Origin of the sequence: Pseudomonas syringae, from assembly GCF_021605415.1 — a bacterium.
GTDB lineage: Bacteria > Pseudomonadota > Gammaproteobacteria > Pseudomonadales > Pseudomonadaceae > Aquipseudomonas > Aquipseudomonas syringae_S.
Genome location: NZ_WKEQ01000008.1, coordinates 99,629 through 113,561, shown reverse-complemented (window position 1 = coordinate 113,561; position 13,933 = coordinate 99,629). Strand labels below are relative to the sequence as shown.

The window sequence follows — 13,933 nt, the reverse complement described above, 5'->3', positions numbered from 1 at the left end:
AGCCCTCCCGTCGTAGCGGCGTAATTCCGTCGTTGAGCAGTGAATTTACCTGCGCTGAACCGTTTTAGTGCCGGGTATCTGACGGCGTCTCGACACCCGCGCCGGCGAATAATTGAGCCACATCCGCCGAGTCGAAAAAGTAGCGCTCGTTGCAGAACTGGCAATCGACTTCGATGCTGCCACCGTGCTCGACCACCAATCGCTGCGCATCTTCCAGACCCAGACTGACCAGCGCATTGCCCGAGCGTTCCCGAGAGCAGCTGCAATGGAAGCGCAGCTTTTGTACGTCGAACAGGCGAACTTGCTCTTCGTGGTACAGGCGATGAAGGACGGTCTCGTTGTCCAGACTGAGCATTTCATCGGCGGTCAGGGTCGTGGCCAACGCGGTGATGTGCTGCCAGCTCGCGGCACGGTCGTCTTCGTCTTTCAGACGGTCGGCCGGCAATTGCTGTAACAGCAGGCCACGGGCGCGACGACCGTCGGCGTAGAGCTTGAAGCGCGTGCCAACCTGTTGCGACATCACGAAATAATTGGTGAAGCAGTCGGAAAGTGTTTCGCCGTCAAGATCGACGATGCCTTGGTAACGCTGGCCAATTGTCGGGTCGATGGTCAGCGCCAGGACACCTTCGGGCATCAGGTCGGACAAGGTGGCGTCAGCCGCAATCTGATCAGCGTGGTAGCGGGCCAGGCCACGAATTTCATGCTCGCTGGAGCATTCGATCATCAGTAGCGGCACCGGACCTTCGGAGCGCGCCTGCAGAATGAGCAAACCATCGAATTTCAGGGTGCCGACCAGCAAGGAAGCAGCAGCCATCAGTTCGCCCAGCAATTGCGCAACCGGCTCTGGGTACGGGTGTTTGGCGAGAACTTCGGCGTAGCTGCGCTCAAGCGCCACCAGTTCGCCGCGGGTGTCGCTGTCATCGAAGATGAAGCGTTGGGTGAAATCGGTATCTGGTAGGTCGGTCATAGGTTCGGGTATCTGAATGGATGACAAATTGGTTACAAAAGATGAAAATCGCGCGCCTCTTCGCACCCCCTTGGTGCGAAATGTTCTGCCATGGGAGGCATTTTATGAACAATCCGGGTTTGTTCCAATCAAGGTGGAACCTCGGCCGGCTGGTTCTGTGCAACGTGTTGCCATTGGCGCTGTTGGCTTTCTGGTTATGGCCTACCGGCCAAATGCTGTGTGTGATTTTCGACGAGTGGCTGTTTCACCTGCTCAATGCGCCACTGGCCAGCAACCCGATATGGCTCCACGTGTGGGCAATTGCAAGTCTGCGTCCTTTCGATGCAGTGGTCGGCATCATCTTGCTGGCGCTGCTGATCAAGGGCGACTGGGTCTTCAAGGCCATCGACGTGCGTCGTGCGTTTTTTGGTTTTCTGTCGATCCTGCTGTTGCTGCTGTTCATCCGCATGCTGTTTTCCAAGTTTGCCGACTATATGGACTGGCAACACAGCAGTCCGTCGATGATGATCAACGGCGCGGTTCATATGAGTGACTACTTTCCCGGCCTCGAAAAGACCTGGGAGCTGAAGGATCGATCCAGCCAGAGTTTCCCCGGCGATCACGCTTCGGTGCTGTTGATCTGGGCGTTGTTCATGGGCGTATTTGCCCGCAGTGCCGGGCAGTTTTTGGTGGTCTGGAGCCTGGCGTTGCTGTTCATGATGCCGCGCCTGGTGGCCGGTGCTCATTGGGGACAGGATGATTACATCGGCGGCGTGCTGCTGGCGGTGTGGGCGTTGGGCTGGGGTTACTACACACCGTTTGCTTTTCACGCGTCGAACTTTTTGATGAAAGTGACGGCGCCAATCTTCCGGTTGCTGGGCAGGTTGCCGGTGTTCGGGCGGATGAGTGTGATGCGTAGCGCCTGATACCGGGTCGTTCCCGGCGAGTGCTGCGAACCCGAATCCCCAGCAGGCTGACCCTACATTGGAACGTATTTCCGTGTAGGAGCCAGCCTGCTGGCGATGACATCAGAACAGGCACAGCAGAAGTTTCAGTCTGAATCGCCGCTGCTGTTCCCACGAAACTTAAACAAATCCCGCCGCTGCTTTTTGCTCGGCTTGCCCTCGGTGCTTACCCCTAGCGCACCGGCCTTGCGCATCGCCGCCGCGGCCTCACGCTTGGCGATGCTGGCCTCGGTTTCGGCGTACAGCGTTTGCGCCTCGGGCGCGCCGCGACGCACGATCGACAAGGCCTGAACCACTACGCTGCGCGTCTCGAAACCGGTGCGAATCTCAAACTCATCGCCAATGCGTGGCTCTTTGCCAGGCTTGCAGCGTTCGCCGCGACAATGCACCTTGCCGCTCTCGATGGCGGCCTTGGCCAAGGCTCGCGTCTTATAAAAGCGCGCCGCCCATAGCCACTTATCGAGACGGATCTTGTCGTCCTCTTCGCTTTTTTGTGCCATGGAATGTCCTCATTCTGAAATATGGGTGAACTGTACTACCGTTTCTGTCGTGCCATGAATTACGCCGTCCCGGATTACAATGCACACGCTCCGATGCCTCCTTGAAGCATCGGCAATCCGGGCCGTAGATATCTGTCGCCTTTTAACCACTATTCTGCGTGAATACCGAAAATTCGGCCGTATGCGGTTCGAGCGGTTTCTGCCGGTTGAGTAAATTTGAAGACATTTGACCATTTGACTGTTGTGGGTCTGCGCGAGTGGGTGGCGCTTCCGGGATTGGGAGTGGCGGGCCTGCGCGCGAAAATCGACACCGGTGCCAGCACTTCCAGTCTGCACGCCACCGACATCGAACCGTTCGAGCGCGATGGCGAGAAATGGGTGCGCTTCACCGCGCATCTGGGCACGGTGGTGCAATTGCGCCATCGGCGCTGCGAAGCCCTGCTGGTCACTCGCAAAACCATTAAAAGCTCCAATGGCCACGCTCAGGTGCGCTACGTGATAAGCACCACGCTGGCCCTCGGTGATCGCGTCTGGCCGGTCGAATTCACCCTCGCCTGCCGCAAGTCGATGCGCTATCGCCTGTTACTTGGATCGAAGGCGTTGATCGACGGTCAACTCGTTGTGAATCCAGGCATCAAATATGTACAAGACAAGCCGGTGTTCCCGGTATCTACCTCCTCCACAGGTGTTGCATGAAGATCGCTGTGCTGTCGCGGAACCCGCGTCTGTATTCCACCCGCCGTCTGGTCGAAGCCGGAACCGAACGCGGGCATGAAATGGTGGTGATCGACACCTTGCGCGCCTACATGAACATCGCCAGCCACAAACCGCAGATTCATTACCGTGGCAAGCCGCTGGAAGGCTTCGATGCAGTGATTCCGCGGATCGGCGCCTCGGTGACGTTCTACGGCTGCGCGGTGTTGCGCCAGTTCGAAATGATGGGGGTTTTCCCGCTTAACGAATCCGTGGCCATTGCCCGTTCGCGAGACAAATTGCGCTCGTTGCAATTGCTGTCACGGCGCGGCATCGGCCTGCCGGTGACCGGCTTCGCCCACTCGCCAGACGATATTCCTGACCTGATCGACATGGTCAACGGCGCACCGCTGGTGATCAAGGTGCTGGAAGGCACCCAGGGCATCGGTGTGGTGCTGTGCGAAACCGCGACCGCCGCCGAGTCGGTGATCGAGGCGTTCATGGGTTTGAAGCAGAACATCATGGTGCAGGAATACATCAAGGAAGCCGGCGGCGCGGACATCCGTTGCTTTGTGGTCGGCGACAAAGTCATCGCCGCGATGAAGCGCCAGGCGAAACCGGGGGAATTCCGTTCCAACCTGCACCGTGGCGGCAGCGCCAGCCTGATCAAGATCACCCCGGAAGAACGCATGACCGCGTTGCGTGCGGCAAAGGTCATGGGCCTGGCGGTGGCGGGTGTGGATATCCTGCGTTCCAATCACGGGCCGCTGGTGATGGAAGTGAATTCGTCGCCAGGACTGGAAGGGATCGAGACCACCACCGGCAAGAACGTGGCGGGGATCATCATTGAGCATCTTGAGAAGAATGGCGGGCCGAACATGACCCGAACCAAAGGCAAGGGCTAGAGAAGCAGCGTTTAGAAGCAAGCTTCAAGCGGCAAGTAGGAGCCGCTTGAAGCTCGAGGCTTGCCGCTCGTAGCTGCTTCTAGACCGCATCCCTAGGCAGCATCAACCCCAACGGCAATCTGACCCGCGCTTCCAGCCCGCCACCCGAGCGGTTGCGCAATTCGACATTGCCGCCGTGCATCGAAGCAATCCGTTTCACGATCGCCAGGCCCAGCCCGGTGCCCTTGCCGCCCCGCGCACGGTCGCCACGGGTGAAGGGGTTGAAGATCGCCTCCAGTTCCGACGGATCGATCCCCGCCCCGCGATCCATCACGCTCAGCACCACATAGGGTGCGCTGGTATCGCCTGAAACATACGCCGCCACCTCGACGCCGCTGCCGGCGTGGTTCAAGGCGTTGCCGATCAGGTTGTTCAACAGGCGCTTCATCGATACGCGGCGCAAAGGAAACGGCTGGATCGGCTCCAGACGCAGACGCACTTTTTCTTCGCCCTGGTTGTAAGGCGCCGCCACTTCACGCACCAGATCGCTCAGATCCACCTCTTCCACCGATTCGTCTCGTCCGTCGCGAATGAACGCGAGGAACTGGTCGAGAATCGCGTCCATGTCTTCAATGTCGCGCACCATGTCGTCGGTCAGATCCGTATGGTCGCCCATCAATTCCAGCGAGAGCCGCAGCCGGGTCAGCGGTGTGCGCAAGTCGTGAGAAACACCGGCCAGCATCAATTCACGTTCGCGCCCGGCCTGTTCGACGTCCTCGGCCATCTGATTGAACGCGCGGTACACCTCGGTCATTTCGCTCGGCGTGTCGCTGATCGGCAGACGCACGCTGCGGCCCTGGCCGAGTTGGCGTGCGGCAAATACCAGGCGTTTCAATGGCTGGTTGAGCTGGCTGACAAAGATCCATGCGGATGCGGTCGAGAGCAGACCGATGGCGAGGAACCAGCCAAGCACGTTCCAGATTTTCTGGCCGCGCAACGGATGCGGGTACAGCGGCACTTTCAGCCAGCCATCGCCAAGGCTCGGCGCGCGAACCCACAGCGCCGGCGGTGAGTGCATGCGCAAGCGCACTTCGGTGTCGGCACCCAGTTCCGCCTGCATCTGCCGCTGATAAATTTCGCTGTACGGCCAATGCTGTTCGCCTTCCGGCACGCCAGCACCGACCACCCGGATCAGCGTTGCGGCATCGGCAATTTTTGCGCGGTTTTCTTCATCGGCGGCCCAGTAGGCGCGCAGCGTCAGGGCGACGCCGTGGCTGTATTGGCGATCCACCAGCACGTCCTCGTTCATCAACAGATAAACCAGGGTCAGCGCCTTGGAAAACAGCACGACGATAAGCACCAGCCAAAGGGTGCGGGAGAAAAAGCTTTGGGGGAACCAGACGGGGGTTTTCATGAATTACCGCTACACACTTGCAGGAACGAGCGATGCTCGCACATTGCCGATCGCGAGTCTTCGGGCAGCGTCTTGCAACAGCTGCCCGAAACCCGCTCCTACAAATCACCGATCACTTGGTGGCAGCGCCATCCGGCACGAACACGTAGCCAACACCCCAGACGGTCTGGATATAGCGCGGCTTGGACGGATCAGGCTCGATCATCCGGCGCAAACGGGAAATCTGCACGTCGATGGAACGCTCCAGGGCATCCCATTCGCGGCCACGGGCCAGGTTCATCAGTTTGTCGCGGGTCAATGGCTGACGCGCGTTCATCACCAGGGCCTTGAGCACGGCAAACTCACCGGTGGTGAGCATGTGCACTTCGTCGCCACGCTTGAGTTCGCGGGTCGCCAGCGAAAGTACGTAATCGCCGAACGTGACATTTTCGTCTTCGCTGCCCGGTGCACCCGGAACGGCCGGTGCCTGACGGCGCAGAACCGCTTTGACCCGTGCCATCAGCTCATCGGGGTTGAACGGTTTGGCCAGATAATCATCAGCGCCCAGTTCAAGGCCCTTGATGCGGCTGATCTCATCGCCTTTGGCGGTGAGCATGATGATCGGGATCTGGTTGTTCGCCGCACGCAGACGACGGCAAGCGGTCAAGCCGTCTTCGCCCGGCAACATCAGGTCGAGGACGACCAGGTTGAACACTTCACGCGACAGCAGACGATCCATCTGTTCGGTGTTCGGTACGGCGCGGGCGCGGTAGCCCTTGCTGACGAAAAAGCGTTCCAGCAGGCTGCTCAGCCCTGGATCGTCGTCAACGATAAGAATTTTTTCGCCTTCAGCAGTTTGTGCAGTGCTGCTCATTGGAAGCTCCTTTTAGCTCGGCGCGCATTATGGCGTAGCTGCCGTTATACGCACCGTGTGCATTGTTAGCAGATTTTTCCTTCACTGCCAGAAAACCGGGGTTTGTGCCTACACGCTGCGACGCCCCCGAATGACAGAACGCCGGTTATAATGCGCGGCCTTTTGAGTCAGGCAACGTCTGAATCGTTACTGCAAGTGGCCATTGTTTTTTTCACGGTGCCGGCAGTAATTGTTCGAATTCACGGGTCAATGGGGTGCCCTTGACCCAGGGCAGCGGCGAACACCATGCCGCTCAACCAGACTCCGGGCCTTTATTTTCGTGCCTGCGAGCCTGCTTTCATTTTTTGTCAGGTGGTTTTATGGACAGCATCAACAGCCGCATCGCCGAAGAACTCGGCGTCCGCCCGCAACAGGTCGAAGCGGCCGTCGCGCTACTCGATGAAGGCTCTACGGTTCCGTTCATCGCCCGTTACCGAAAAGAAGTCACCGGTAGCCTCGATGACACCCAGTTGCGTCATCTGGAAGAACGCCTGCGCTACCTGCGTGAACTCGACGAACGGCGCATCAGCATCCTCGCCAGCATCAATGAGCAGGGCAAACTCACCCCGCAACTTGAACGCGACATCAAGCTCGCCGACACCAAAACCCGCCTTGAAGACTTGTACCTGCCGTACAAGCAGAAGCGCCGCACCAAGGGCCAGATTGCCCTCGAAGCCGGCCTCGGCGATTTGGCCGATGCTCTGTTCAACGACCCAACCCTGACCCCGGACACCGAAGCCGCGCGCTTCATCGATACCGAAAAAGGCGTGGCAGACGTCAAGGCTGCCCTTGAAGGCGCCAAGTACATCCTCATGGAGCGCTTCGCCGAAGACGCCAACCTGCTGGAAAAATTGCGCAATTACTTGAAACAGGAAGCCACCCTCAGTGCCCGCGTGATCGCCGGCAAGGAAGAAGAAGGCGCCAAATTCCGCGATTACTTCGAACACGACGAACCGCTGAAAAGCATGCCGTCGCACCGTGCCCTTGCCATTTTCCGCGGCCGCAATGAAGGCATCCTCAGCTCCGCGCTGAAAGTCGGCGATGAGCTGCCGGGCACCATGCACCCGTGTGAAGGCATGATCGGTCAGCAGTTCGGCATCCAGAATCAGAACCGCGCCGCCGACAAATGGCTGGGCGAAGTGGTGCGCTGGACGTGGAAGGTCAAGCTCTACACGCACCTGGAAACCGACCTGCTCGGCGAACTGCGCGACGGCGCCGAAGCCGAAGCGATCAACATTTTCGCCCACAACCTGCACGACCTGTTGCTCGCCGCCCCGGCCGGCCCGCGCGCTACCTTGGGCCTCGACCCGGGCCTGCGCACCGGTTGCAAGGTTGCGGTGGTCGACTCCACCGGCAAGTTGCTCGATCACGCCACGGTTTACCCGCACGTACCGCACAACAAGTGGGATCAGACCATCGCCATTCTGGCCGCCCTGTGCGCCAAGCACTCGGTTGACCTGATCGCCATCGGCAACGGCACCGCCAGCCGCGAGACCGACAAACTGGCCATCGAGCTGATCAAAAAATATCCAGCGATGAAGATGACCAAGGTCATGGTGTCCGAGGCCGGCGCATCGGTTTACTCGGCATCGGAACTGGCGGCCAAGGAATTTCCGGATCTGGACGTTTCGATCCGTGGCGCCGTGTCGATTGCCCGTCGCTTGCAGGATCCACTGGCTGAGCTGGTGAAGATCGATCCGAAATCCATCGGTGTCGGCCAGTACCAGCACGATGTGTCGCAACTGAAACTGGCCCGTGGCCTCGACGCCGTCGTTGAAGACTGCGTGAACGCCGTTGGCGTGGACGTGAACACCGCGTCCGTGGCGCTGCTGGCGCGGATTTCCGGCCTCAATGCGACACTGGCGCAGAACATCGTCAACCATCGTGACGAAAACGGCGCGTTCAAAACCCGTGCAGCCCTGAAGAAAGTCGCGCGTCTGGGCGAGAAGACCTTCGAACAGGCGGCCGGTTTCCTGCGCGTCATGAACGGCGACAACCCGCTCGATTCGTCCGCTGTTCACCCGGAAGCCTACCCGCTGGTGCAACGCATCGCGGCTGAAACCGACCGCGACATCCGCTCGCTGATCGGCGACGCCGGGTTCCTCAAGCGCCTGGATCCGAAGAAATTCACTGACGAAACCTTCGGTCTACCGACCGTCACCGACATCCTGCAAGAGCTGGAAAAACCGGGCCGCGACCCGCGTCCGGAATTCAAGACCGCCGAGTTCCAGGAAGGCGTCGAAGAACTCAAGGATCTGCAACCGGGGATGATTCTCGAAGGCGTGGTGACCAACGTGACGGCGTTCGGCGCGTTCGTCGACATTGGCGTGCATCAGGACGGCCTGGTGCACATTTCGGCGCTGTCGGAGAAGTTCATCAAGGATCCGCGCGAAGCGGTGAAGGCCGGTGACGTGGTGAAAGTGAAGGTCATGGAAGTCGACATCCCGCGCAAACGCGTCGGTCTGTCGATGCGCATGGGCGACACCCCGGGCGAAAAAATCGACGGCGCCCGTGGTTCGCGGCCGGGTTCGGCATCGCGTCAGTCTTCGGGCAACGCCGCACCGCGCAAGGAAACTGCCGCTGCCGCCCCGGCCAATAACGCCATGGCCTCGCTGTTCGCCAACGCCAAGCAGTTGAAGAAACGCTGATGGAGATCCCGGCCGGGCTCACCGAAAGCGCTTTTTTCAATTTGCTGGGTTGCCGCCTGCATAGTCTCGACGCCGGGGTGGCGCAAGTCGCCCTGGCGCTCGAGCCGGAGCTGCGCAATCGCGGCGGCAAACTGCATGGCGGCGCGCTGTTCAGCCTGGTCGACATTGCCATGGGGCTGGCCTGTTCCAGCACCCACGGCTTTGACCAGCAGAGCGCGACCATCGAATGCAAGATCAACTACATCCGCGCCGTGTCTGACGGCGAGGTGATGTGCACCGCGCGGGTGATCCACCCGGGCCGCCGCACGCTGGTGGTCGAGGCCGACGTGATGCAGGGCGACAAACTGGTCGCAAAAGCGCAAGGCACGTTCGCTGTCCTGTAGCTTGCGGCCATCATTTTGAGTTAATTTCAACGCATCAACTGTGTAGGAGCTGCCGCAGCTCCTACACGGTTTTGTGTATGGCTAACCGGCTCGAAGAACCAGGCGATAACGCCAGTTTCAACTTCACCCTTGTAGACCGTCCTGCCCACCCCCATATTGGGGCGACTGACGCGTGAAGGAATCCAACTTGAGCGAACTTCTCAACCGCCGCCTGGCTCTGCTCGGCGAGCGCGCTAACCTTTCCCTGCTTGAGCAGTGCCTTCACGGAATCGAACGTGAATGCCTGCGCGTGACTGGCGAAGGCCGCCTGGCCCAAACGCCGCACCCTGAAGCCCTGGGTTCCGCGCTGACCAACGAACAGATCACCACCGACTATTCGGAGTCGCTGCTCGAGTTCATCACGCCCGCCCTGCCCGACCCGGCCGACACGCTGGCGAGCCTGGACAAGATTCATCGCTTCGCCTACAGCAAACTCGGCAACGAGTACCTGTGGAGTCCATCGATGCCGTGCCCGTTGCCGGCCGAGGAAGACATCCCGATCGCCTATTACGGCACCTCAAACATCGGTCAGCTCAAGTACGTTTATCGCAAGGGCCTGGCCCTGCGGTACGGCAAGACCATGCAGTGCATCGCCGGGATTCACTACAACTTTTCCCTGCCGGAAAAGCTCTGGCCTTTGCTGAAGGAAGCCGAGGGCTTTGTCGGCACCGACCGTGATTTCCAGTCGTCCTCCTACATCGCCCTGATTCGTAATTTCCGTCGCTACAGCTGGCTCTTGATGTACCTGTTCGGTGCTTCACCAGCGCTGGATGCAGGGTTCCTGCGCGGTCGTTCGCACCAGCTGGAACAACTCGACCCGGACACCTTGTATCTGCCCTACGCCACCAGCCTGCGCATGAGTGACCTCGGTTACCAGAGCAACGCCCAGGCCGGTCTGACACCTTGCTACAACGATCTGGCGAGCTACACCGACAGCCTGCGCAAAGCCGTGGCCACGCCGTACGCTCCGTACGTTGAAGTCGGCACGCACAAGGATGGCGAGTGGGTGCAGCTCAACACCAACATCTTGCAGATCGAAAACGAGTACTACTCCAACATCCGCCCGAAACGCGTGACTTACACCGGCGAGCGGCCGATCCAGGCGCTGGTGGCGCGTGGCATTCAGTACGTTGAAGTGCGTTGCCTGGACATCAACCCGTTTCTGCCGATGGGCATCGACCTCACCGAGTCGCGCTTCCTCGATGCGTTCCTGCTGTTCTGCGCGCTCAACGACAGTCCGCTGTTGACCAACAACTCTTGCAGCAACGCCACCTCAAACTTCCTCAGCGTGGTCAAGGAAGGTCGCCGTCCCGGCCTGCAATTGAGACGAGACGGCCAATCGGTCGACCTCAAGGAGTGGGCCGGCGAACTGCTTGAGCAGATCGCGCCACTGGCCGCGCTGCTCGATCAGAGTCACGGCGGTGATGCGCACAACAAAGCGCTGGACGCTCAACTGGCCAAGGTCAAGGATTCGTCCCTGACGCCGTCGGCCCAAGTGTTGGCGGCGATGGCTGAGCACAAGGAAAGCTTTACCCAGTTCTCCCTGCGTCAGAGCCAGGTGCATGCGGAGTTCTTTCGCAGCGAACCACTCACGGCGGACGAGCAGGCGAAGTTTGAAGAAGTCGCCCGAGAGTCCCTGGCTAGACAAGCTGAACTTGAGCAGAACGAGGTCGGGGATTTTGATGTGTTTGTCGGGGCGTATCAGGCGAGCATTCTGGCGATCAGCAATTAACCGTTACCGGTAGAGATCACAGCCTGCGGTAGCCCCTACATGGATCAGTGCAGGGGCTGCCGCAGGCTGCGATCTTTTGATCTTTTTTAGATTTTTCCGCTAATAAGCTCATTCGAAAAAGTTATTTATTTTCGAATTCTTAGATCATTTAGTCTCCATCCACACCGACACTCGGTCGCCTGAATGGAGCTCTCCCCATGAAACTGAATTTCCCGCTTCGCCTGCTCGCCGCCGCGTCTGTGGCTGCCGCGAGTTTCATGGCGCAGGCCGCCGACCTCACTGTCGCCTACCAGACCACCGTCGACCCGGCAAAAGTCGCTCAAGCCGACGGCGCTTACGAGAAAGCCACTAAAGCCGATATCAACTGGCGCAAATTCGACAACGGTGCCGACATCATCGCCGCCATCGCTTCCGGTGACGTACAGATCGGCTACCTCGGTTCGAGCCCGCTGACCGCCGCGATCACCCGCAAAGTCCCGGTTGAAACCTTTCTCATCGCCACCCAGATCGGCGCCGCCGAAGCGCTCGTCGCCCGCGACGGCTCCGGCATCAAGACCCCGCAGGATCTGGTCGGCAAAAAAATCGCCGTGCCATTCGTGTCCACCGGCCACTACAGCCTGCTGGCCGCGCTGAAGCACTGGAACATCGAACCGTCGAAAGTCACCGTGCTTAACCTCGCCCCGCCGGCGATCATTGCCGCGTGGAAACGCGGCGACATCGACGCCACCTACGTGTGGGATCCAGCCCTGGGCGTGGCCAAGGAAAACGGCAAAGTGTTGATCACCTCCGGCGAATTGGCCAAGTTCGGCGCGCCGACCTTTGATGCCTGGATCGTGCGCAAGGACTTCGCCGAGAAGCACCCGGAGATCGTCACTGCGTTCGCCAAGGTCACGCTCGATGCCTACGCCGACTACCGCGAGGATCCAAAAGCCTGGCTCGCCGACCAGAGCAACGTCGACAAACTGGTGAAGTTGTCCGGTGCCAAGGCCAGCGACATTCCGCTGCTGCTGCAAGGCAACGTCTACCCGCTGGCCGCGGATCAGATCAGCGACCTCGGCGCGCCGACCACCAAAGCCATTACCGACACCGCCACGTTCCTCAAGGAACAAGGCAAGGTCGACGCCGTGCTGCCGGATTACGCGCCGTACGTCAGCGCCAAATACATCACCAATTGACCGGGAGTTGATCGCGATGGCCTTGCTACAGCTGGAGCGCATCAGCGCACAGTACCCGGGCAGCCCGGAACCTGTGCTGGCGGATATTTCTCTGACCCTGGGGCCCCGGCAGTTGCTGGTCGCCCTCGGCCCGTCCGGCAGTGGCAAGACTTCGCTGTTGAACCTGATTGCCGGTTTCGTCGAGCCCAGCGCCGGGCGCATTACCCTCGACGGCGTGCCCGTCAAAGGCCCGGGCGCCGAGCGCGGCGTGGTGTTTCAGGATGACGCGTTGCTGCCCTGGCAGGACGTCCTGGCCAACGTCGCGTTCGGTCTGGAACTGGCCGGCGTGCCCCGCGACAAACGCGAACAGCGCGCCCGGGAAATGCTTGCGCTGGTTGACCTCTCGGGGTTCGAAAACCGGCGCATCTGGCAGCTCTCCGGGGGCCAGAAACAACGCGTCGGCCTCGCCCGCGCCCTCGCCGCCGACCCGCGGGTGTTGTTGATGGACGAACCCTTCGGTGGCCTCGATGCATTCACCCGCGAACAGATGCAGGAGCTGTTGCTGCAAGTCTGGCAACGCACCGCCAAACCGGTGTCCCTGATTACCCACGACATTGAAGAAGCAGTGTTCCTCGCCACGGATCTGATTTTGTTAGCGCCGAATCCCGGCCAGATTGTCGAGCGCCTGCACCTCGATTTCGGTCAGCGCTACGCCGCCGGCGAGTCGGCCCGCGCGATCAAATCCGACCCGCGCTTTATCGAAACCCGCGAACACGTCCTCGCCAAAGTGTTCTCGCAACGCAGCGCCATTCAGCGCCAGGAGCACGCATGAGCAGCTACGACGTTTCTGCCGCGACGGTGAAAACTACCGGATCCTCAATGTCGACTCCCGTGCGCCGCAGCCTCAGTACCCGATGGATCAGCGTGTTGACATTGCTGGTTTTGCTGCTGATCTGGTGGGCCGCCACCGCCAGCGGTTTGATCGAACCGCTGTTCCTGCCGCCGCCCTCGGCCGTGCTGCAAAAAGGCTGGCTGCTGGCGACCAGCGGCTACATGGATTCGACCTTGTGGCAGCACTTGGGCGCGAGCCTGAGCCGCATCGGCCTGGGCCTCGGTTTCGCCATTTTCACGGCCGTACCGGTCGGGATTGCCATCGGCGCCAATCGTATTGCCCGTGGTGTGCTGGATCCGCTGATCGAGTTCTACCGCCCTATTCCGCCGTTGGCCTATTTGCCGCTGATCGTGATCTGGTGCGGCATCGGCGAATTGTCGAAGGTGCTGCTGATCTACCTGGCGATTTTTGCGCCGATCGCGATTGCCACCGCCACCGGCGTGCGCACCGTCGACCCGGCCAAGTTGCGCGCCGCGCAATCGCTGGGCGCCACCCGCACGCAGTTGATACGCCACGTGATTTTGCCGAGTGCGCTGCCGGACATTCTGACCGGTGTGCGCATTGGCCTGGGTGTGGGCTGGTCGACCTTGGTCGCCGCCGAACTGATCGCCGCCACCAGTGGATTGGGTTTCATGGTGCAGTCGGCGGCGCAGTTTCTCGTCACGGATGTGGTGGTGCTTGGGATTCTAATCATCGCCCTGATCGCCTTCGCCATGGAAATGGGCCTGCGCGCGCTGCAACGAAAACTCGTGCCGTGGCACGGCCAGACCCACTGAATCGCATCCCCTGCG

13 protein-coding genes are annotated in these 13,933 nt (G+C 60.3%); 9 read left to right on the top strand and 4 right to left on the bottom strand.

Translation table 11 applies throughout. The features are described from left to right. Positions 1–64: 64 nt before the first annotated feature. Positions 65–967 (bottom strand): Hsp33 family molecular chaperone HslO, encoded by a 903-nt coding sequence (gene hslO / locus GIW69_RS07895; RefSeq protein WP_236481571.1) that lies wholly within the window; start codon positions 965–967, stop codon positions 65–67. A 104-nt stretch (positions 968–1,071) separates the two neighbouring features. Here hslO and GIW69_RS07890 point away from each other — a divergent pair, with 104 nt between their 5' ends. Further along, positions 1,072–1,872 (top strand): phosphatase PAP2 family protein, encoded by an 801-nt coding sequence (locus tag GIW69_RS07890; RefSeq protein WP_236481570.1) that lies wholly within the window; start codon positions 1,072–1,074, stop codon positions 1,870–1,872. Between the two features lie 125 nt (positions 1,873–1,997). Here GIW69_RS07890 and GIW69_RS07885 read toward each other — a convergent pair whose 3' ends face one another. After that, complete coding sequence (locus GIW69_RS07885; protein WP_236481569.1) at positions 1,998–2,411, bottom strand: S4 domain-containing protein; 414 nt, start codon at positions 2,409–2,411, stop codon at positions 1,998–2,000. A gap of 216 nt (positions 2,412–2,627) precedes the next feature. On the opposite strand from GIW69_RS07885, the gene rimB reads away from it, so the two are divergent. After that, complete coding sequence (gene rimB, locus GIW69_RS07880) at positions 2,628–3,107, top strand: retropepsin-like aspartic endopeptidase RimB (RefSeq protein WP_496570904.1); 480 nt, start codon at positions 2,628–2,630, stop codon at positions 3,105–3,107. Beyond that, on the top strand, positions 3,104–4,009 hold the full coding sequence (rimK, locus tag GIW69_RS07875; protein WP_007949201.1) for a 30S ribosomal protein S6--L-glutamate ligase: 906 nt from the start codon (positions 3,104–3,106) through the stop codon (positions 4,007–4,009). The genes rimB and rimK overlap by 4 nt, the downstream gene beginning before the upstream one ends. Positions 4,010–4,088: 79 nt before the next feature. Here rimK and GIW69_RS07870 read toward each other — a convergent pair whose 3' ends face one another. Together GIW69_RS07870 and ompR are read right to left on the bottom strand one after the other, a co-directional pair. Continuing rightward, complete coding sequence (locus GIW69_RS07870; RefSeq protein ID WP_236481568.1) at positions 4,089–5,402, bottom strand: ATP-binding protein; 1,314 nt, start codon at positions 5,400–5,402, stop codon at positions 4,089–4,091. A gap of 112 nt (positions 5,403–5,514) precedes the next feature. Next, positions 5,515–6,255 (bottom strand): osmolarity response regulator transcription factor OmpR, encoded by a 741-nt coding sequence (gene ompR, locus GIW69_RS07865; RefSeq protein ID WP_236481567.1) that lies wholly within the window; start codon positions 6,253–6,255, stop codon positions 5,515–5,517. A 359-nt stretch (positions 6,256–6,614) separates the two neighbouring features. Between ompR and GIW69_RS07860 the strand changes: the two genes are divergently transcribed. The 6 genes from GIW69_RS07860 (at position 6,615) to tauC (ending at position 13,918) form a co-directional block, all read left to right on the top strand. Next, positions 6,615–8,942: a Tex family protein gene (locus GIW69_RS07860; protein ID WP_236481566.1), complete on the top strand. Its 2,328-nt coding sequence runs from the start codon at positions 6,615–6,617 to the stop codon at positions 8,940–8,942. After that, positions 8,942–9,325, top strand: coding sequence for a PaaI family thioesterase (locus GIW69_RS07855; RefSeq protein WP_236481565.1), 384 nt, complete (start codon positions 8,942–8,944; stop codon positions 9,323–9,325). Before GIW69_RS07860 ends, GIW69_RS07855 begins: the two co-directional genes overlap by 1 nt. Positions 9,326–9,512: 187 nt before the next feature. Then, positions 9,513–11,096, top strand: a complete 1,584-nt coding sequence (gene gshA / locus GIW69_RS07850) for a glutamate--cysteine ligase (protein ID WP_236481564.1) — start codon at positions 9,513–9,515, stop codon at positions 11,094–11,096. 197 nt (positions 11,097–11,293) lie between these two features. Further along, entirely contained in the window at positions 11,294–12,271 is a 978-nt protein-coding gene (gene tauA / locus GIW69_RS07845) for a taurine ABC transporter substrate-binding protein (protein WP_236481563.1), read from the top strand. 16 nt (positions 12,272–12,287) lie between these two features. Continuing rightward, on the top strand, positions 12,288–13,082 hold the full coding sequence (gene tauB / locus GIW69_RS07840; RefSeq protein ID WP_236481562.1) for a taurine ABC transporter ATP-binding subunit: 795 nt from the start codon (positions 12,288–12,290) through the stop codon (positions 13,080–13,082). Next, the gene (gene tauC, locus GIW69_RS07835) at positions 13,079–13,918 is read left to right on the top strand and encodes a taurine ABC transporter permease TauC (RefSeq protein WP_236481561.1); all 840 of its coding nucleotides are present in this window, start codon (positions 13,079–13,081) and stop codon (positions 13,916–13,918) included. Before tauB ends, tauC begins: the two co-directional genes overlap by 4 nt. Positions 13,919–13,933 lie beyond the last annotated feature (15 nt).